This window comes from Amycolatopsis sp. cmx-4-61 (assembly GCF_046548775.1).
In the GTDB taxonomy this organism is placed as follows: Bacteria; Actinomycetota; Actinomycetes; order Mycobacteriales; family Pseudonocardiaceae; genus Amycolatopsis.
Window position 1 is genome coordinate 144,750 of the sequence record NZ_JAEBEI010000017.1, and the last position, 19,815, is coordinate 164,564.

The 19,815-nt window shown below is 74.9% G+C and carries 10 protein-coding genes; 4 read left to right on the plus strand and 6 right to left on the minus strand.

Annotated elements, in window-relative coordinates:
• Window positions 1-7: 7 nt before the first annotated feature.
• From ACLJOU_RS35900 to ACLJOU_RS35920, 5 genes are all read right to left on the minus strand, one after another.
• A complete protein-coding gene (locus tag ACLJOU_RS35900) occupies window positions 8-1,585 on the minus strand; it encodes an acyl-CoA carboxylase subunit beta (RefSeq protein ID WP_410573716.1) in 1,578 nt (525 codons plus the stop codon).
• Window positions 1,585-8,007, minus strand: coding sequence for a beta-ketoacyl synthase N-terminal-like domain-containing protein (locus tag ACLJOU_RS35905; protein ID WP_410573717.1), 6,423 nt, complete (start codon window positions 8,005-8,007; stop codon window positions 1,585-1,587). The genes ACLJOU_RS35900 and ACLJOU_RS35905 overlap by 1 nt, the downstream gene beginning before the upstream one ends.
• Window positions 8,004-9,737: a fatty acyl-AMP ligase gene (locus ACLJOU_RS35910; RefSeq protein ID WP_410573718.1), complete on the minus strand. Its 1,734-nt coding sequence runs from the start codon at window positions 9,735-9,737 to the stop codon at window positions 8,004-8,006. The genes ACLJOU_RS35905 and ACLJOU_RS35910 overlap by 4 nt, the downstream gene beginning before the upstream one ends.
• A 93-nt stretch (window positions 9,738-9,830) precedes the next feature.
• Window positions 9,831-11,216: an MFS transporter gene (locus tag ACLJOU_RS35915; protein WP_410573719.1), complete on the minus strand. Its 1,386-nt coding sequence runs from the start codon at window positions 11,214-11,216 to the stop codon at window positions 9,831-9,833.
• Window positions 11,213-13,261, minus strand: coding sequence for an MMPL family transporter (locus ACLJOU_RS35920; protein ID WP_410573720.1), 2,049 nt, complete (start codon window positions 13,259-13,261; stop codon window positions 11,213-11,215). The genes ACLJOU_RS35915 and ACLJOU_RS35920 overlap by 4 nt, the downstream gene beginning before the upstream one ends.
• A gap of 283 nt (window positions 13,262-13,544) precedes the next feature.
• Here ACLJOU_RS35920 and ACLJOU_RS35925 point away from each other — a divergent pair, with 283 nt between their 5' ends.
• From ACLJOU_RS35925 to ACLJOU_RS35935, 3 genes are all read left to right on the plus strand, one after another.
• Window positions 13,545-14,795 carry a helix-turn-helix domain-containing protein gene (locus ACLJOU_RS35925; RefSeq protein WP_410573721.1) on the plus strand — a complete coding sequence of 417 codons (1,251 nt, stop codon included), beginning with the start codon at window positions 13,545-13,547 and terminating at the stop codon, window positions 14,793-14,795.
• A gap of 284 nt (window positions 14,796-15,079) precedes the next feature.
• On the plus strand, window positions 15,080-16,171 hold the full coding sequence (locus ACLJOU_RS35930; protein ID WP_410573722.1) for an aldose epimerase family protein: 1,092 nt from the start codon (window positions 15,080-15,082) through the stop codon (window positions 16,169-16,171).
• Between the two features lie 49 nt (window positions 16,172-16,220).
• Window positions 16,221-16,937, plus strand: coding sequence for a transporter substrate-binding domain-containing protein (locus tag ACLJOU_RS35935; RefSeq protein ID WP_410573723.1), 717 nt, complete (start codon window positions 16,221-16,223; stop codon window positions 16,935-16,937).
• A 6-nt stretch (window positions 16,938-16,943) separates the two neighbouring features.
• On the opposite strand, the gene ACLJOU_RS35940 is transcribed toward ACLJOU_RS35935, so the two are convergent.
• Window positions 16,944-17,453, minus strand: a complete 510-nt coding sequence (locus tag ACLJOU_RS35940; RefSeq protein ID WP_410573724.1) for a DinB family protein — start codon at window positions 17,451-17,453, stop codon at window positions 16,944-16,946.
• 228 nt (window positions 17,454-17,681) lie between these two features.
• Here ACLJOU_RS35940 and ACLJOU_RS35945 point away from each other — a divergent pair, with 228 nt between their 5' ends.
• Entirely contained in the window at window positions 17,682-19,454 is a 1,773-nt protein-coding gene (locus ACLJOU_RS35945; protein ID WP_410573725.1) for an AMP-binding protein, read from the plus strand.
• Window positions 19,455-19,815: the final 361 nt, after the last annotated feature.

Consider the following 19,815-nt stretch of genomic DNA (forward strand, 5'->3'; position numbering starts at 1 on the left):
GGGCTCCTCAGAGGGGGATGTTTCCGTGTTTGCGGGCCGGAAGGCTCTGGCGTTTGGTGCGCAGCATCCGCAGCGCCCGCGCCACCTGGAGGCGGGTCTGCGACGGCGTAACGACCTGGTCGACGTACCCGCGTTCGGCCGCCGGGTACGGGCCGCCGTGGCGTTTGCGGTACTCCTCGGTGAGCCGGCGGCGGGCCGGCTCCCGCTCCTGCGGCGGCAGCCCGGCCAGCTCGCGCCGGTGCAGCACCCGCACCGCGCCTTCGGCGCCCATCACCGCGATCTCCGCGGTGGGCCAGGCCAGCACGACGTCCGCACCGAGGTGCTTGGAGCCCATCACCGCGTAGCCGCCGCCGTAGGCCTTGCGGACCACGACGGTCACCTTCGGCACGGTCGCTTCGGCATAGGCGTAGATCAGCTTGGCGCCGCGGCGGATGATCCCGCCGCGTTCCTGGCCGGTGCCCGGCAGGTAGCCGGGGACGTCGGCCAGGGTCAGCAGCGGGATCGAGAACGCGTCGCAGAAGCGCACGAACCGCGCGGCCTTCTCCGACGCGTCGATGTCGAGCACGCCGGCCTGGTGCCGGGGCTGGTTGGCGACGACGCCGACCGTGTGCCCCTGCACCCGGCCGAAGGCGCAGATCACGTTCGGGGCGAACGCGCTGTGCACCTCGGTGAACTCGCCGTCGTCGACCAGCCGGGCGATCAGCTCGGTCATATCGTAGGTCTCGTGCGGCGAATCGGGCACCAGCCGGTCGAGTTCGAGGTCGGCGGCGGTGAGCCCGGGACTGGTCTCGTCGGCGTACGACGGGCCGGGGTCGAGGTTGTTCGCGGGCAGGTAGCCGAGCAGCGTCTGCACCCAGTCGAGCGCGTCCTGTTCGTCGGCCGCGCGGTGGTGGGCGTTGCCGGCGACCTCGCTCTGCACGGCGGCGCCGCCGAGTTCCTGCGCGGTGACGCGCTCGCCGGTGACGGCGTGCACGACGTCCGGCCCGGTGACGAACATGTGCGAGGTGTCCTCGACCATCACGGTGAAGTCGGTGATCGCGGGGGCGTAGACCGCGCCGCCCGCGCACGGTCCCATGATCATCGAGATCTGCGGGACGACGCCGGACGCGTGGGCGTTGCGGCGGCCGAGTTCGGCGTAGTAGGCCAGCGAGACGACGCCTTCCTGGATCCGGGCGCCGCCGGAGTCGTTGATGCCGACGACCGGGCAGCCGATGGTCATGGCCAGGTCCATCAGCTTGAGGACCTTCTCGCCGGACACCTCGCCGAGGCTGCCGCCGAAGACGCTGAAGTCCTGCGAGAAGACGCAGACCTGCCGCCCGTCGACGGTGCCGTGCCCGGTGACGACGCCGTCGCCCCACGGCCGGTTCGCGTCCATCCCGAATTCGGTGCACCGGTGCCGGGCGAACTGGTCGAGCTCCACGAAGGACCCCGGGTCCAGCAGCAACGCGATCCGCTCCCGGGCGGTCAGCTTGCCCTTGGCGTGCTGCCGGTCGACGGCCCGTTTTTCGGCGATCCGCACGGCTTCGTCCTGCCGGGCGGCGAGGTCGGCGATCCGGAACGCGGTGGTCGGCGCCAGCTCGTCCATCACCGCACCACCGCCCCGAGCCGGTCGGCCAGCACGGCGACGTGCGGCGGGTCGATCATCGACACGTGGTCGCCGGGCACGCGCACGACTTCCAGTGCGGCGCAGTGGGCGTCCCAGCCGAGGGCGTCGTCGGTGCGCAGGTACCGCGGGTCGAGTGCGGTGGTGAGCGGGTGCGGCTCCTCGGCGCGCAGGAGCAGTACGCGCCCGGCGTGGGGTCCGGGCGTGTACCGCTCGGCGACTCGGGCGTCCACATAGGACTCGTACTGGTGGCGCAGGACGCCCTCCCCCATGTCCGGGACGAGCTCGGTGAGCCTGGTCATGACCCAGCGGATCTGCGCGTCTTCGTCCAGGCTCGCCAGCTCGTCGCGCGGTACCTCGAACGGCACGCCGTAGGTCCGGCGGATGTGGGCGGCGAACCGGTCGAAGCGGTCCAGGAGGTGGTCCTCGCCCGCGGCGGGCAGCGGCAGGATGGTGTCGATGAGGAAGACGAGTTCGGCGTCGCCGAGGTGGCGGGCGGTCTCGTAGGCGAGGCAGCCGCCGAACGACCAGCCGCCGAGCCGGTAGGGGCCCTCGGGCTGGATGCCCCGGACGAGCTCGGCGTAGCGGGCGGCTTTGCCTTCCACGGTGTCCTCGTCGTCGAGGCGTTCGAGGGCGTAGACGGGCGGGCCTTCCGGGAGCAGCCGCGCGAGTTCGCGGTAGACGCTCGCGGTTCCGCCGGCCGGGTGGAAGAGGAAGACGGGCGCCCCGCCGACCCCGTCCCGCAGCAGGCGCACGGGACCACCGCCGTGGCCCTCGAGTTCGGCCCGCAGCAGATCGGCCATCGCGGCGACGGTGGGGGTGGCGAAGAGCCGCCGTTCGTCGGGAACGGCGGTGAGGTGCTCGGCGAAGGCGGCCCGCAACTGACGGGCCTGCGCGGGGTCGCCGCGGAAGTGCTCGTGGACGCCGGGTTCCGGACCGCCGAGGACGGCCCGCCAGTGCCGGGCCACCCACCGTTCGGCGGGATCCCGCGGCCCGGCGACGCCGGGCTTGCCGACGCCCGCCGCCCCGGCACCGCCCGGCCCAGCTGACTCGGGCAACCCCCGACCGACAGGATCGGCGCTGCCCGGCCCGGCCAACGCGCCAAGCGCTTCGCCCGCGGGCGAAGCAGGCCCGGTCTCGCCCGCCGACGCAGGCCCCGCGCCCTCCCGCTGCTCAGCGAACCCCGCCTGCTCCGCAAGATGCCCGGCGAGCTCCGCCAGACTGGCCCCCCGCAGAAGCAGCGGAATCGGCAGCGGCACCCCGAAGTCCCGCTCGACCGCACCCCGGGCCCGCATCGCCGACAGCGAGTCCAGCCCCAAGCGGGTGAGCGGCACCGTCCGGTCGACCTCCGCCAGCCCCAGCAGGTCCCCGACCAATCCGGCCAGCCGCGCGGCGATCGCCGCGCGGGCCGCTTCCGGTGAGGCCTCGCGCAGCGCGTCCAACCCGTCCCAGGTGGACGAGGAGACCCGCGGCGAGAAGAGCGTGAAGAACGGCCGCTCCCCGAGCCGCGGGAACAGCTCCAGCACCGTCCCGGCGTCCACCCGCGCCACCCCGGTCGCCCCGGCGTCCCGCGCCAGCACGAACTCCAGCGCCGACAACGCTTCCGCCGTGCCCAGCGGCTCGAGCACCGGGTTGGCCGAGCCGGCCGCCGCGCCCACTTCGCCCCACGCACCCCAGGCGATCGTCGCCGCCGGAAGTCCCCGGGCTCGGCGCCACGCCACCAGGGCGTCGGCCCACGCGTTCGCCGTCGCGTAGGCGGCCTGGCCCGGCGATCCGAACAGCGCCGCCGCCGACGAGTACACCAGCCACCAGTCGAGGTCGTGCCCCGCCGTCGCTTCGTGCAGCCGCCACGCGCCCAGCGCCTTCGGCCGCCAGACGGCGTCCAGCGCGTCGGCGTCGAGGCAGATCGCGGCGCCGTCGGCCAGGACGCCGGCGGCGTGCAGCACCCCGCGCAGCGGCACGCCCCCTTCGACGGCCGCCGCGACCAGCGCCTCCGCCGTGCCCGGCGCGGCGATGTCGCCCGGCACCACCCGCACGTCCACGCCGGTCAGCCCCGGCTCCGCCGCGTGCCTGCCGTTGAGCACCAGCCGTGTCGCACCCCGGTCGGCCAGCCACTTCGCCGCCGTCGACCCGAGGCCGCCGAGGCCGCCGGTGACGATGTACGCGCCGTCGCGGACCGGCTCGCGCACCGGCTCGCCCAGGTCCGGGCGGACCAGGCGCCGCGCGTACCGCACGCCGTCGCGCCAGGCGACCTCGTCGTCCGGCCCGTCCGCGCGGAGCTCGGCCCGCAGCCGGTCCGGTCCGCCTTCGACCAGGCTCACCCGCAGTTCGGGGTGCTCGAACGCCAGCACGCGCACGAGCCCGCGCAGCGCGGCCAGGCCGGGATCGCCGTCGCCGGCCAGCCACAACCGCGGCGCCACCGGCAGTTCCGCCAGTTCGGCGACGACCCCGGCCACGGTCTCGACCAGCCGGGCGCCCCGCGCCGGGTCGGGCTCGGCGACGGCGCCGAGCAGCGCGAGGACCGCGGTCGGCTCGCCGTCGCGCAGCAGCTTCGCCAGCTCGGCCCGGTCGCCGAGCCGGGCGGCCCGGACGTCGTCGCCCGCGAACTCCCGGTCGTCGCCGGACAGCACGATCCAGCGGTGTGCGCGCTCCGGCGCGGCCGGCAGCGGCACCGGCTGCCAGGCCGCCTCGTACAGCAGCCGCGTCAACGCCGCGTCGCGGTGGCGGCGGCAGTAGACGTCGCGGAACTCGACCAGGACGACGTCGTCGGCGTCGACCAGCTGGACGCTGCCGAGCACGTCCTCGCCGGCCTCCCGGAGAACGGCGTCCACCCGCACGCCGCGGCGCGGATCGCCGGCGACCACGACCTCGCCCACGCCGAGCGGCAGGTAGAGGGCATCGGCCTGGCCGACGGCCGCGGCCAGCGCGTGCAGGCACGCGTCGGCGAGCGCGGGGTGCAGCACATACGCGGGATGATCGGTGTCCGGCTGCGCGATCGACGCCGACGCCCGGCCGGGCGCGGCGCTCACCCGGCGCAACCCGCGGAAGGCCGGCCCGTAGGACTGCCCCAGCTCGGCCAGCGCCCGGTAGACGTCGACCGGCTCCCCGGCGGTCTGCCCGAACGGCGCCGACGGCGTGCCGCCGGTACCGATCCGCGCGGTGGCGTGCCGGACCCACTGCCCGGCTTTCGTGTGGACGCTCAGTTCGGTGCCGCGCAGCGTCGTGGTCACCTCGGTGTGCTCGCCGAGCGGCAGCAGTTCCTGCAGTTCGAGGTCGTGGACGCGGCCGCCCGGGCCCGCCGCGGCGAGCGCGAGTTCGAGGAAACCGGTGGCCGGGAACACGGGGACGCCCCGGACGGTGTGGCCGGCGAGCCACGGCAGCGCGGCGGTGCCGACGTCGCCGCGCCACAGCCGGCCGCCGCCGGGGTCGTCGACGTGCACGCCGAGCAGGGGATGCGTCCCGCCGGCGCGGACGGTCCGCCGCGGCCAGAAGCGTTCGTGCCGCCAGACGGGGCCGGGCAGCTCGACCGGCGGTGTCTGCGGCCGCGCGGCCAGCACCCCGGGCCGGCCGAGCACGTGCAGCCGGGCGAGGCTGGTGAGGAACGCCGTCCGCTCGTCGATTCGGCGGCTCGCCGAGGGCAGGCCGAGCGCGCCGGTCTGCTCGATCGCGGTCAGCGCGACCGGGTGCGGCGAGACTTCGACGAAGACGGCGTGCCCGTCGGCCGCCGCCGCGGCCAGCGCCCGGCCGAACCGCACGGGACGGCGCAGGTTGGCCGCCCAGTACCCGACGTCGAACGCGGGCTGCTCGCGCGGATCGTCGAGCACGCTGCTGTAGCAGGGGATTCCGGGCGTCCCGGGAGCGAGCCCCGCCACTGCGGCCCGGAAGGGGTCGAGCAGCGGCTCGACCGCGGCGGAGTGCCCGGCACCCCCGACGGGCAGCCGCCGCGCGAGCCTGCCGAGCTGTTCGGCGTGCGCGACGACGGCCTCGACGTGCTCGGCCGCCCCGCTGACGGTGCACTGGGTCGGCGAGGCGTACACGGCGATGGTGACGTCGGGAAACCCGGCGAGTTCGGCCGGCGAGAGTTCGACGACGGCCATCGCCCCGCCACCCCGCGCGTCGAGCGCGTCGAGCAGCCGCGCCCGGGCGGCCATGACCCGGAGGCCACCGGCGACGTCGAGCGCCCCGGCCACCACGGCGGCGGCGACCTCGCCCATCGAGTGCCCCAGCACGGCGGCCGGGACGACGTCGTGCGCCCGCCAGAGCGCGGCCAAGGCGAGTTGCACCCCGAAGAGGGCGAGCTGCGTCGCGGCGAGGTCGGGGAGATCGTGCTCGAGCGCTTCGCGCAGGCAGAACCCGGCTTCGGCGCGGAAGACGGGATCGAGCGCCTCGATTTCGGCGCGGAAGGCGGCCTCGGAGCGCAGAAGCCGACGGCCCATGCCGGACCACTGCGAGCCATAGCCGGAGAAGACGAAGACCACGCCAGGCTCACCCGAGCGCCCCAAGGCGGCCTTGGTTGCGTCTTGCGCACCGAAGGCCACCTTAGGTGCGTCAGACGCACCGAAGGCCACATTGGGTGCGTCTAACGCACCGAAGGCCACATTGGGTGCGTCTGACGCACCGAAGGCCACATTGGGACGCTCGAAACCGGCGGCCAGATCTCGCAGGGCCTCGGTCACCTCGGCGCGGGTCTCCCCCACCACCGCTCCGCGGACCGGCAGGTGATCCCGCCGGTGCGCCAGTGTCGCCGCGACCGCGTCCAGGGGCACCTCGCTCTCCGCCAGCCAGTCCGCCAGCGAGCCGGCCCGCGCCCGCAGCACTTCCGCCGACCGGGCCGACAGCGCGAACACCTGCGGCCCGCCCTCCCCGGCCCGGGGCGGGAACGCCGCCGCCGGCCATTCCTCCAGCACCACGTGCGCGTTCGTCCCGCCGAAGCCGAACGCCGACACCCCCGCCCGCGCCGTCCCCGAGTGGCGCGGCCAGTCCGTGCCCGACGCGACCACCCGCAACCCCGTGAAGTCGATGTGCGGGTTCGGCTCGCGGAAGTGCAGGCTCGGCGGCAGCCGCCGGTGGGTCATCGCCAGCACCACCTTCAGCAGCCCGGTGATCCCGGCCGCGCCTTCGAGGTGGCCCAGGTTGCTCTTCACCGACCCCAGCAGCAGCGGCCGCTCCGGCGACCGGCCCACGCCGAGCACCGCCGCCAGCGCGCCCGCCTCCATCGGGTCGCCCAGCGGCGTCCCGGTCCCGTGCGCCTCCACGTAGTCCACAGTGGACGCGTCGACGCCGGCCGTGGCGTACGCGTCCCGCAACAGCGCCACCTGCGCGTCCGGGTTCGGTGCCGTCAGGCCGTTCGACCGGCCGTCCGAGTTCACCGCGCTGCCGCGGAGCACCGCGAGCACCCGGTCCCCCGCCCGCCGGGCCGCCCGCAGCGGCTTGAGCACGACCACGCCGCAGCCCTCGCCGCGGGCGATGCCGTCGGCGGCGGCGGCGAACGGCTTGCAGCGGCCGTCCGCGGCCAGCACCCCGGCCCGGTGGAACCCCGCGGTGATGCCGGGCGAAAGCAGCACGTTCACCCCGGCGGCGAGCGCGGTTTCGCTCTCCCCGCGGCGCAGGCTCTGCACCGCCTGGTGCACCGCGACCAGCGACGACGAGCACGCGCTGTCGAGGGTGAGGCTGGGCCCGCGCAGGTCGAGCAGGTACGACAGCCGGTTCGCCGCGATGCTCGCCGCGGCGCCGGTCCCGGCCCAGACGTCGACCCCGGCGACGTCGGTCATCGTCAGCGAGCCGTACTCGGTGGCCGACAGCCCGACGAACACCCCGGTCCGGCTGCCGCGCAGCGACGACGGCGGGATCCCGGCGTGCTCCAGCGCCGCCCAGGCGACCTCCAGGAGGATCCGCTGCTGCGGGTCCATCGCCGCGGCCTCGCGCGGGGTGATGCCGAAGAACTCCGCGTCGAACCCGGCGACGTCGTCGAGGAACCCGCCGCGTGAGGGCACGCCGGCGAGGTCTTCGGCCGGGGCGAACGTCTCCCAGCGGCCTTCCGGAACGGCGCCGATCGCGTCTCCACCGGAGTCGAGGAACCGCCAGAACGCCTCCGGGGACTCGATGCCGCCCGGCAGCCGGCAGCCGAGGCCCATCACCGCGATCGGCTCGCCGTCCTCCGGCAGCGGCACGTACGCCGGTGCGGCATCCACTGTGGATAGCTGGTCGGCGAGCGCGGCGATCGTCGGGTACTGCCACACCAGGGTCGGCGCCAGCGGGCGGCCGACGAACTCGCCGAGGTCGGCCGCCAGGCTCGTCGCGTCCCGTGAGGACAGTCCGGTCTCGTGCAGCGGCCGGTCCGGGTCGACGGCTCCGATCCGCGCGGTGAGCCAGGCGCGGATCGCCGCGGCGTCCGGGGCGCTCATCCGAGCCGCCGGGCGGTCAACGTACCGTCCAGATAGGACTCCCGGCACCGCGCCCTGCTGATCTTGCCGCTGGAGGTCCGGGGCACCTCCCCGGGCGCCAGGAAGACGACGTCGTGCAGGCGCAGGCCGTGCCCGGCCGACACCGCGGCCCGCAGCGCCGCCGTCGCCGCGGCGAGGTCGGCCTGGGTGTCCTTGGCGCGTTCGGCGGCGACGACCGCGGCCTCCCCGTCGTCGCCGCCGATCGCGAAGGCCGCCGCCGAATGCGGCCGGACGGCCGGGTGCGCCTCGACGGTCTGCTCGATGTCCTGCGGGTAGTGGTTGCGGCCGTCGACGACGACCAGGTCCTTCAGGCGGCCGGTCACGAACAGCTCGCCGTCGAAGACCACGCCGAGGTCGCCGGTCGCCAGCCAGCCCTCACCGGTTTCCGGATCGAGCGGCGGCAAGCCGAAGGTGGCTGCCGAAGCCGCCGCCCGGCCCCAGTAGCCGCGGCCGACGTTCGGACCGCTGACCCGGATTTCGCCGACCTCGCCCGGCCCGGCGGCCTCGCCGGTCACCGGGTCGGCGATCCGCACCCGCTGGCCGGCCGGGCGGCCGCACGAAACCAGCGTCGTGGCGGAGGCACCCGTGGCCGGAACCGCCGCACCGGCGGCGAGCCGGTCGCGGTCGAACGTCACCTGGCGTGGCGGCTTTCCCGCGCCCGTCACCGAAACCAGCACGGTGGCTTCGGCCAGGCCGTAGGACGACCGGTGCACCTCCGGCCGCAGCCCGCACCCGGCGAAGGCGTCGTGGAACTTCGCGATGGTGGCCGGCAGTACCGGTTCGCTGCCGTTGATCAGCGCGACGACCCGGCTCAGCTCCAGGTAGAGCTTGTCGGCCTCGGTGACGCGGGAAGCGCAGTAGGCGTAGGCGAAGTTGGGGGCCGCGCTGATCGCGCCGGGACTGGCCGACAGCGCGCGCAGCCAGCGCGCGGGCCGTTCGAGGAACGCCAGCGGATTCATCAGGACCGACGCCAGGCCGCGGGCCATGGGCGCGCCGATGCCGAGGATGAGACCCATGTCGTGGAACAGCGGCAGCCAGCTGACCGTCGACGTCGTCCCGCTTTCGGCACCGTAGGCGGCGCACGCCTGGCGGGCGTTGGCGAGCACGTTGCGGTGGGTCAGCACGACCCCGGCCGGCGAGCGCGTCGAGCCCGACGTGTACTGCAGGTAGGCCGGGGCGTCCGGATCAGGGTCGGGCCAGTCGCGCGCCCGGGCCGGCGGCACGGCGTCGACGTCGACCACCACCGGAGCGACCGGGGAACCGGCGAGGAACCGGGTGACCGCGTCGAGTTCCCCGGCCGTGGTCAGCACGACCCGCGGGCCGCAGTCGGCGAGCGCCGCGGCCAGCCGCCCCGCGTGCCCGGGCAGGCCGGGCGCGAACAGGGGCACGGCGACCAGCCCGGCCCGCAGGGCACCGAGGAACGCGACGACGTACCCGGTGGACTGCCCGGCCAGCACCGCCGCCCGCTCCCCCGGACCGGCCACTTCGGACAGCCGGGCCGCGACCGCCTCGACGCGCTCGTCGAGCTCGCGCCAGGTCAGCGTGACGGCCCGGCCGTCGCCGCCGTCGCGGTAGTCGAGGTGGGTCACGGCGATCCGGTCGCCGAGCCGGCGCGCCCAGTGCCCCAGCAGGGTGGCGAAGGACTCGGTGGTGGCACCGGTGGCGGGAACCGGCGGGGAAATGGTTTCCATGCATCCTCGCAGAGAGCGTTTACCGGCGCAGTGAACAGCCGCGCCGATGCGGTTGTCAACGATGCGAACTGGCGGTACTCACGGGGAAACGAGTCAGGGCACCGCACGTTTGTCATGCGGCGACGAGGTTTGCGCGGAACGGCTTCCCGCGACGCGCACGGCCAGCCCGGCGCCGGCGAACGTCAGCCCGGCCGCGACGAGCAGGCCCGCGGTGTAGCCGCCGGCCAGCGCCGGACCGGCGGGAACGCCGGCGTCGAGCCGCGCCGCGCGCACCGCCGTCAGCACCGCGCCGATCAGCGCGACGCCGAGCGCGCTCGACAGTTCGCGGGCCGCGGTGAGCAATCCCGACGCCGTGCCGGAATACCGCGGGGCCACCACGTCCAGTGCGTGCGACGTCATCGGGACGGTGCCGGCCGAGCCCGCGCCGATCAGGACCAGGCCCGGCACGCGCGGCCACAGCGCCGGGAGGTGGTTCACCGCGGCGAGCGCGAGCAGTCCCGCGCCGACCACGGCCAGCCCCGCGGCCACCGTCCGAAGTGGACCGTGCCGGGCGACGGCCGCCGGCACCAGCGGGGTCGCGGCCGCGACCGCCACCGCGACCCCGGCCAGCGGCAGCCCGGCGCCGGCCGGGCCGAGCCCCAGGAACTCCTGGTGCAGCAACGGCGTGAAGAAGAAGATCCCGGAAATCCCCAGTCCCCACAGCAGCTGCAGGCCCAGCGAGCCGGCGAACACGCGGTTCCCGGTCAGGGCCGGCGGGACCAGCCGGTCCCGTGCCCGCCGTTCCCGGACGAGGAACGCCACCCCCGCCACGGTGCCCGCGGCGAGCAGCGGGACTCGCAGCCGCGGCTCGGCCAATGCGGTGGTGAGCAGCACCAGGCTCGCCGTCACCAGGACCATGGCCGACGCCGGTGGCGCGCGCGTGCCCGCGTCGCGGCCGGGTGGCACGGTCCCCGGCAGCAGCACGAGCATCGCCGCCACGAACGGCAGGTTGACGAAGAAGATCCACGCCCAGCCCCAGTATTCGCTCAGCACCCCGCCGAGGGCGGGGCCGAGGGCCAGCGCGGCCGCCAGGCAGGCCGTCCACACCGCCGCGCCGAGCGTCCGGCCGCGCGCGTCGAGGTTGGTCCGCAGCAGGCTCAGCAGGCCCGGCACCAGGAACGCGGCCGCCGCCCCCTGCAGCACGCGGGCGGTGACCAGCAGCCACGCCGAGCCCGCCAGCCCGCCGGCCGCCGCACCGACGCCGAACGCGAGGAGGGCACCGGTCAGGACCGGGCGCCGGCCGCGGCGATCGACCAGCGCCCCCGCCACCGGCAGCAGCCCGGCGAACGGCAGCATGTACCCGAGGGCGATCCACGACAGCGCCCCGACGTCCAGGGCGAGGTCGCGGGCGATGGACGGCGCACCGGCGGCGACGATCGTGTTGTCCAGCGTCGTGACGAACGCGCCGAGCGCGAGCAGGACCAGGGTGCGCCGGGTCATCGCGGGCTCCCCACGAGCTCGGCGGCCGCGCGGGCCTTCCGGCGCGGGAACCACCAGTTCGCCGCGCCCAGCCGGGCCATCACCGCCGGGACGAGCACGCAGCGCACCACGACCGCGTCCAGGAGCACGGCGACGGTCAGCCCGACGCCCGCCTCCCGCACCACCCGGGCGTCGACGAAGGCGAACGACACGAACACCAGCGCCATGATCAGCGCGGCCGCGGTGATGGTCCGGCCGGTCGCCGCGACGCCGTCGACGATCGCCGTCCGCGTGTCGCCGTGGCGGCGCCACGCCTCCTGGACGCGGGCGATGAGGAAGACCTCGTAGTCCATCGACAGGCCGAACAGCCCGGCGAACAGGAACACCGGCAGGTACGGCTCGACGGGAGCGCCGAAGGCGAACACCACCGCGCCGGTCGTGGCGGCCGCGGTCAGCAGGTTCATCACCGCCGCGGTGAGCGGGATCAGCACGCTGCGGAACACCCCGGCCAGCAGCAGGACCGAGATCCCGACGACGGTGGCGAAGAACAGCGGCAGCCGCGCGGTGATCGCCGCGGAGAAGTCGGCCCACGCCGCGACGACCCCGCCGACGTGCGCGTCCGGGCTGCCGAGGACGGTGGCCATCACCCGCGTCGACGCGAGCAGTTCGCCGGTGGCCGGGTCGTCGGGCGCGGTCCGCGGGACGACCGTGAGCAGCCAGGTTCCCCCGGGCAGCGCGGCGGGCGGGCCGACGTCGGCGCTGGCGAGCAGCGCCTCCCGCAGCCGGCCGGCCCCGTCGCCGCCGGTCCCGGCCACCAGCAAGGGTGCGTCGGCGCCCGGCCCGAAGCCCGCCTCCAGCAGTTCGGCGGCGGTCCGCGTGACGCTGCCGGGTGGGTCGAGCGCGGCGTCCGGCACGCCGAGCCGCAGCCCGGCCATCGGGAGCGCGAGCACGGCGACGACCAGCAGCGCGGCGAGGGTGTACGGGCCGGGGCGCGCCGTCACCGACCGGGCGAGCCGCGCCCACCGGACGGCGCCGGCGTCCCGGCCCGGGCGCATCCGGCGGGCGACCGGCCGCAGCAGCGCGGGCAGCAGGGTCAGCGCGGCGAACGCGGTCAGCAGCACCGACACCGCGGCGGCGACCGCGATGCCGTCCAGGAACGGCAGGCCGACGGTGACCATCCCGGCCAGCGAGACGCACACGGTGACCCCGGCGAAGACCACACTGCGGCCGGAGGTCGCGGCCGCGACGGTGAGCGCCGCCGCCGGTTCCGCGTCCCCGCGGCTGCCCTCGCGGCGGCCCTGCCGGTAGCGGGTGAGCACGAACAGCGCGTAGTCGACGCCGACGCCGAGCCCGAGCAGCGCGGCGATCTCGGTGCTGATCTTCGGCACGGTCATGACGTGCGACACCAGCGTCACCGCGGCCAGCGCGCAGCCGACCGGGACCGCCGCGGTGAGGACCGGGAGCAGGACGCAGCTCGCCGAGCCGAAGGTCACCAGGAGGACGACGGCCGCGGCGAGCAGGCCGATGCCGGCGTTGCCCAGACCGGGTGCGGCGGCCGTCATCGCGGCGAGCTCGCCGGCGGCCCCGGCGGTCAGCCCGTCGGCGTCGCGGACGGTGGCGGCGAACGCGTCGGCCGTCCCCGGCCCGAGGTCGGCGGCCGGTGCGTCGAACCGCACGGTGAGCACGGCGGTCCGCCGGTCCGGCGACACCCGGCCCGGCGGCGGGTCGACGGCCACGACGTGCGGCAACGCCGCCAGCCGGGCCGCGAGCGCGTCGAGCCGGGCGCGGCCGGGACCGCGGTCGACCGGGCCGTCCGGCGACCGGGCGACGACGCGCTCTCCGGCACCGGCGGCACCGGCGGCGCCGGTGGTGCCGGTGGTGCCGGTGGTGCCGGTGGTGCGCAGCAGGTTCGCCGCCGCCGTGCTGTCCGCGGCGGGCAGGTCCACCGTGTCGCGGAAGGCCGCACCGGCGTGCAGCGCGGCACTGCCGAGCGCGCCCAGCGCCACCAGCCACAGCACGACCACGACGCCGGCCCGGCGGAAGCACCAGGAAACGAGCGCCGTCATCGGTTTTCTCCTCCCGCGTACCGGTTGATCACGCTAACAACGGGACGGGCCGCGAAGATACCGTCGCCGTTCACAAATCGAATTCCGGAAACCTTTGCCGCGGTTAGTGTTCCGGAGTTTGTCCCCCGGGTGACAAACTCCGCGGCGGCCGTTGGTCCCGGCGTGACAGAACCCGCTCCGGGCGCAGGGACGGCGGTTGCGAAGTCCGATCCCGTGTGAGTACATGACGTCCGCGCCGACGGCGGCGCGAACTTCCCACCAGGCGCGGCAAGGGGTGTGAGCCATGACCCGGACGACCACGCAGGCGGCGATCCCGCAGCCGCGGGGCTCCGGCCGCGCGCGGCAGCTGTGGTGCTCGCTGCCGACCGAACTCGCGCGGCGGTTCCGCCCGCACGCCGACCCGCTCGCCCGGCGCATCCTCGAGGAGGTCCAGCGGGCCGTCCCCGAGTACGCCAAGCCCCTCGAAGGCGAGTTCGGGAAGATGATCGTCCTCGCGATCGAGCAGGCGGTGCTCAGCTGCATCGACAGCATCGACGACCTGACATCCACACAGGACAATTGGGCGAAGCTGTTCGTGGAGGTCGGAAAGCGCGTCCACCACGACGGCGGCAGCCTCAATTCCCTGCAGGCCGCCTACCGCGCGGGCGGCCGGGCGGCGTGGCGCTACGTCGCCGAGCTGGGGCAGGCGCACCGCTTCCCGGCGGCCGTGCTCTGCGTCGGCGCGGAAGCGATTTTCGCGTACGTGGAGGAGATTTCTTCGTATTCGGTCGAGGGGTACACCCTGGCGCAGGCGATGGCGACGGGCACGCTCGAACGGCGGCGGCGCCGGCTGGCCGAGCTGCTGCTGGCCAGCCCGCCGTCGTCTCCGGCCACGCTGGCGACGATGGCGAAGGCGGCGCAGTGGCGGATGCCGGAGTGGGTGACGGTCGTCGCGCTCGACCCGCGCACCGACCGGCCCCCGCCGCCGGCCCCGCACGTCGCCGAAGACGTGCTGCTGGACCTCGAGGGCCCCGAGCCGTGCCTGCTGACCCCGAACCCGGACCGCGACCTGCGCGGGCTGGAAGGCCGTCTCCCCGGCTGGCGCGCGGCGGTCGGCCCCCGCGTCCGCCCGGCCGACGCGGCGACCTCGCTGCGGTGGGCCCGACGCACGCTGGACCTGCTGCGCCGCGGCCTGGCCGGCGACGGCCCGGTGGTCCACACGGCCGACCACCTGGCCACGCACTGGCTGCTGATCGACCGGTTCCTGCTGGACGAGCTGTCGGCGAAGGCGCTGGCCCCGTTCGCCGGCCTGACGGTGAAGCAGCAGACCCGGCTGGCGGAGACGTTGCTGAGCTGGCTGGAGCACAACGGGAACACCCCGGACATCGCCCAGGCACTGCGGATCCACCCGCAGACGGTCCGCTACCGCGTGAGCCAGCTGACGGAGTTGTTCGGCGACCGGCTGGCGGACCCGGCGCAGCGCTTGGAGATCCAGATGGCCCTGCGCGCCCACCACCTGCTGGGCACCCGCCCCCAGGCACCCGAGCGTGGCTGAAAACCGCCCGCACCGCTCGGGGGACCCCCGGTTTCAACGTTACTCGCAGCCACCGACAGTTCCGGGCCCGCGAACCGGAGTTGTCCACAACCCCGGCGCGGGTCGCCACGTTGTCCCCAGCCCTGCCGCGGCCGATTGACGCCCACGACTTCCGTTCCGGCAGCCGGCGAGCCTTTCCGGCCGGGTGGCTCCTTGCCGGTCACCGCTGTCTTCTTGACCCCGGGCGGCCGCGATTCTAAAGTCGCTACGGACTGTTAACGCTAACAGTCGCTGGGAGGGCACAGATGACCGCACCCGAACTCATCCGGGAGCCGTTCGGCCGGGCCGACGGCACCGATGTCCACCGGTACACGCTCCGGCGGCCCGGCGGGCCGGTCGTGCGCGTGCTCGACTACGGCGGTGTGCTCCAGTCCCTGGAGGTACCGGACCGCGACGGCCGGCCCGGCAACGTCGTCCTCGGCTTCGCGGACCTCGACGGGTACGTCGCCAACAACCGGCCCGGTGCGGACCGCGTGTTCCTGGGCGCGGTGATCGGCCGGTTCGCCAACCGGATCGCCGGCGGCACCTTCACCCTCGACGGCGTCCAGCACCGGGTGCCGCTCAACAACGGCAAGAACAGCCTGCACGGCGGCCCCGCCGGGTTCGACACGCGGGTCTGGTCGGCCGCCGAGGTCCGGGACGGCGACGGCGTGGCCGTCCGGCTCACGCTGGTCAGCCCGGACGGCGACCAGGGCTATCCCGGGCGCCTCACCGCCGAGGTCACCTATCGGCTCGACGCGCGGGACCGGCTGCGGATCACCTACCGCGCGACCACCGACGCGCCGACGGTCGTCAACCTGACCAACCACACCTACTGGAACCTGGCCGGCGAAGGGGCGGGCGACGTCCACGAGCACCGGCTGGAGATCGCCGCGAGCCGGTTCTGCCCCACCGGCGAAGACCTGATCCCGGCCGGCGACCCGGTCCCGGTCGAGGGCACGCCGTTCGACTTCCGCCGGCCCACGCCGATCGGCGCCCGCGTCGGCGAGCCCGATCCCCAGCTGGTGATCGGCCAGGGCTACGACCACAACTGGGTCCTCGACGAAGGCGCCCCGTTCGCCGCGCGGGCGTGGGACCCGGCGTCCGGCCGCCTGCTCACGATGTGGACGACCGAGCCGGGCCTGCAGTTCTACTCGGGCAACTACCTCACCGCGGCCGTCACCGGTACCGGCGGCCGTCCGTACCACCGCGGCGCGGGGTTCGCGCTGGAGGCGCAGCACTTCCCGGACTCCCCCAACCGGCCGGACTTCCCCAGCACGGTGCTGCGGCCCGGGCAGGTCTACCACCAGGAGACGGTGTTCGCCCTGACCACCGCGGACGAGCCGCCGGTGGCGTGAGCGACATTCGCGGGGCGCGTGCCCGGTCCCGCCGCTAACCTCGCCGCTCATGGGAGACCCATCCGCCGTCGCCGGGGACCTCGCGCCCACCGGCACGCTGCGTGCCGCCGTCAACCTCGGCAATCCCGTACTCGCTCACGGCACGCCGGCCGAGCCGGGCGGGGTCACGGTCGACCTCGCGCGCGAGGTCGCCGCGCGGCTGGAGGTCCCCGTGGAGTTCGCCTGCTTCGACGCGGCCCGCAAGTCGTTCGAGGCGCTGACCTCGGGCGCGGCCGACCTGGGCTTCCTGGCGATCGAACCCGCCCGCGCGGCCCAGGTGACGTTCACGGCACCGTACGTGGTCATCGAAGGCGTGTACGTCGTCCCGGACGGCTCGCCGTTCGCCACGCCCGGCGACGTCGACCGCGCGGGCGTCCGGATCGGGGTCAAGCAGGGCTCCGCCTACGACCTCTACCTGACGCGGACGCTGCAGCACGCCACGATCGTCCGCGGCGCGGACGGCGTCACGGCGTTCGAGGACAAGGGCCTCGAGGTCGCCGCCGGGATCCGCCAGCCGATGACCGCCTACGCCGCCCGGCACCCGGGCACGCACGTGCTTCCCGGCCGGTTCATGGAGATCCGGCAGGCCGTCTGCACCACCCCGGATCGCCGCCCGGAAACCGTCACGTTCCTGCACGACCTGGTCGAAGAGCTCAAGGCGACCGGATTCGTCGCCGAGGCGCTGCGGCGCGCGAACCAGGACGCCACGGTCGCCCCGCCCGCCTGAGCGGCGCTACCGGCCGGTCACGCCGTCGATCAGCTCGCGGCCGACGTCCACGTGCCCGGCGTGCCGGGCGAAGCTCTGCACCAGGTGGCACAGGATCCAGGCGAACGTCGGGTGCTCTTCGGCGCCGCCGCGGCGGGTCGTGCGGACGGCTCGGCGCTCCAGCGGCGTGACCGCCGCGAGCCGGGCGCAGTTTTCGCGCTCCGCGAGGAAGAACGCCGTGATGTCCGCCGAAGGTTCCTCCGGCGCGACGAACCACTCCTGTTCGGTCGTGACGGGCCACGAGAAGTCGACGTCCTCCCCGGCGAACAGGTAGCGGATCCAGAAGCGCTCGGTGCAGGCGAGGTGCTTGACCATGCCCAGCGGCGTCCACCCCGACGGGAGGACGCTGCGGCGCAGCTGGAGTTCGGAGAGACCGTCGAGCTTGCGCAGGATCGCGGCGGCGTTGTGGTCGAGGTAGCCGAGCAGCAGCGCACGCGGATCGGCCAGGGTGGGCGGGGGCTCGGGCGTCTCGACCATGATCGAAAAGCTAGTGGGCGGCCCACCGCGACCCGGTGTTCCCGCGCCCCCACGACGGGGTGACCGGCGGCGCCAGACCGACGCAGGCGCCCGGTGCTCCGACCGCACGTGGCTCTCCGGTTGCCGTCGTCATCGATACGACATTGCGTCTTCTCGACGATCGCAACGGGTGCTACGTTCCACGGGAGGCGGGCCGAGACGGTGCGGGGCCGAGACCGAGGAGCTGCGATGAAGCTTTCTCCCAGCGCTCACGTCGACTCGTTCTGCCGCGACCGGCTGCCGCCCGTGGACCAGTGGCCGCGGCTGGTGTTCGACCTGCCGGAGCTGCACTACCCGGACCGCCTCAACGCCGCGACGACGTTGCTCGACGAAACCGCCGCTCGCCTCGGCCCGGACCGCCCCTGCCTGCGCTCACCGCACGAGACGTGGACCTACGGCGAGGTCCTCGCGCGCGCCAACCGGATCGCGCACGTCCTCACCGCCGAACTCGGGGTGGTGCCCGGCAACCGTGTGCTGCTGCGCGGCACCAACACCCCGTGGCTGGCGGCGTGCTGGCTGGGCGTCCTCAAGGCCGGTGCCGTCGCGGTGACGACCATGCCGATGCTGCGCCGCGGCGAGCTCGACAAGATCACCGACCGCGCGCGGCCCACGGTGGCCCTGTGCGAGGAGCGCCTGCTCGGCGAACTGCCGCCCGGGCTGCCCGTGGTGCCCTACCGCACCGCGTCCGACACCACAGCGTCCGACACCACAGGGCCCGACACCACAGGGCCCGACACCACAGGGCCCGACACCACAGGGCCCGACACCACAGCGTCCAGCGCCACGGAGCCCGGCACCACCGCACCTGACACCACAGCACCCGACATCACAGCGCCTGACACCACGCTGCCCGGCAGCACCGGGCCCTCGACCCTGGCCGAACGCTGCGCCCGGCACCCGGCGACCTTCGCCGACGTGCCGACCGCCGCCGACGACGTCGCCCTGCTCGCCTTCACCTCCGGCACGACCGGGACGCCGAAGGCCACCATGCACTTCCACCGCGACCTGCTCGCCATCGCCGACACCTTCTCCCGCCACGTCGTCCGCCCCACCCCGGACGACATCTTCTGCGGGACCCCGCCGCTGGCGTTCACCTTCGGCCTCGGCGGCCTCCTGGTGTTCCCGCTGCGCGCCGGCGCGTCGGTGCTGCTGGTGGACCGCGCGACCCCCAAGGAGCTGGCGTCGATCGTCGCCGAACACGGCGTGACGGTGCTGTTCACCGCCCCGACCGCCTACCGCGCGATCCTCGCCGCCGGCGACGGGCCCCTGCTGGCCGGGGTCCGCCGCGCCGTCTCCGCCGGGGAGGCACTGCCCGCCGCCGTGGCCGAGCGGTACCGCGAGGTCGTCGGGTCGCCGTTGATCGACGGCATCGGCAGCACGGAGATGCTGCACGTGTTCATCTCCGCGGCCGGCGACGACGCCCGCCCGGGCCGGACCGGCAAGGTCGTCCCCGGCTTCCGTGCCGCCGTCCTCGACCTCGACGGCCGGCCCGTCCCGGACGGCACTCCCGGCCTCCTCGCCGTCCAAGGACCGACGGGCTGCCGCTACCTCGACGACCCGCGGCAGGCCGACTACGTCCGCGGCGGCTGGAACATCACCGGCGACACCTACGTCCGCGAACCCGACGGCTACTTCCGGTTCGTGGCGCGCAGCGACGACATGATCGTCTCCTCCGGTTACAACATCGCGGCTCCCGAGGTCGAAGAGGTGCTCCTGACGCACCCGGACGTCGAGGAGTGCGCGGTCGTCGGCACGCCCGACCCGGACCGGGGTGCGGTCGTGACCGCCTTCGTCGTGCTCCGGCCCGGCGTGGCCCCGGGCCCGGACGTCGTGCACGCCCTGCAGGAGCACGCCAAAGCCGTTGCCGCGCCGTACAAGTACCCGCGCCGGGTGCGGTTCCTCGACGCGCTGCCGCGCAACGCCAGCGGCAAGCTGCAGCGGTACCTGCTGCGCGAGCGCTGACGGGGGTGACGGGCCCGCTGCCGAGGTGGGGTGGCGGTGGGCCCGTCACGTCTGTGGGGTGTCGAGGTCATGGCTCGATCATAGCCGAGCGTTCGAACACATGTTCACGGCCATTCGGGTGGAATCCCACTACGAAACGTCACGAGACGGCGCGCTTTACCTGGTCCCGCAACACTTCCGGGTGACGGTCAGTCCTCAGTGGACACTCTTCGGCCTCCGCAACCGACACGCCGCCGCCACCCAGGATGTCGTCACCGGACCGACGATCACGGTCACCGGGGTACGCAAAACCCCGTGACCTGCACCGGGGACATCACCCGGGCGCGCCGGGCGAGGCGGTGACGAACCCGTTGGGCCGACC

Coding starts and splice junctions, on each gene's coding strand:
- ACLJOU_RS35940 (WP_410573724.1), bottom strand. CDS start 17,453: ATGGTCGAGACGCCCGAGCCCCCGCCCACCCTGGCCGATCCGCGTGCG.
- ACLJOU_RS35935 (WP_410573723.1), top strand. CDS start 16,221: ATGGGAGACCCATCCGCCGTCGCCGGGGACCTCGCGCCCACCGGCACG.
- ACLJOU_RS35905 (WP_410573717.1), bottom strand. CDS start 8,007: ATGAGCGCCCCGGACGCCGCGGCGATCCGCGCCTGGCTCACCGCGCGG.
- ACLJOU_RS35920 (WP_410573720.1), bottom strand. CDS start 13,261: ATGACGGCGCTCGTTTCCTGGTGCTTCCGCCGGGCCGGCGTCGTGGTC.
- ACLJOU_RS35945 (WP_410573725.1), top strand. CDS start 17,682: ATGAAGCTTTCTCCCAGCGCTCACGTCGACTCGTTCTGCCGCGACCGG.
- ACLJOU_RS35915 (WP_410573719.1), bottom strand. CDS start 11,216: ATGACCCGGCGCACCCTGGTCCTGCTCGCGCTCGGCGCGTTCGTCACG.
- ACLJOU_RS35925 (WP_410573721.1), top strand. CDS start 13,545: ATGACCCGGACGACCACGCAGGCGGCGATCCCGCAGCCGCGGGGCTCC.
- ACLJOU_RS35900 (WP_410573716.1), bottom strand. CDS start 1,585: ATGGACGAGCTGGCGCCGACCACCGCGTTCCGGATCGCCGACCTCGCC.
- ACLJOU_RS35910 (WP_410573718.1), bottom strand. CDS start 9,737: ATGGAAACCATTTCCCCGCCGGTTCCCGCCACCGGTGCCACCACCGAG.
- ACLJOU_RS35930 (WP_410573722.1), top strand. CDS start 15,080: ATGACCGCACCCGAACTCATCCGGGAGCCGTTCGGCCGGGCCGACGGC.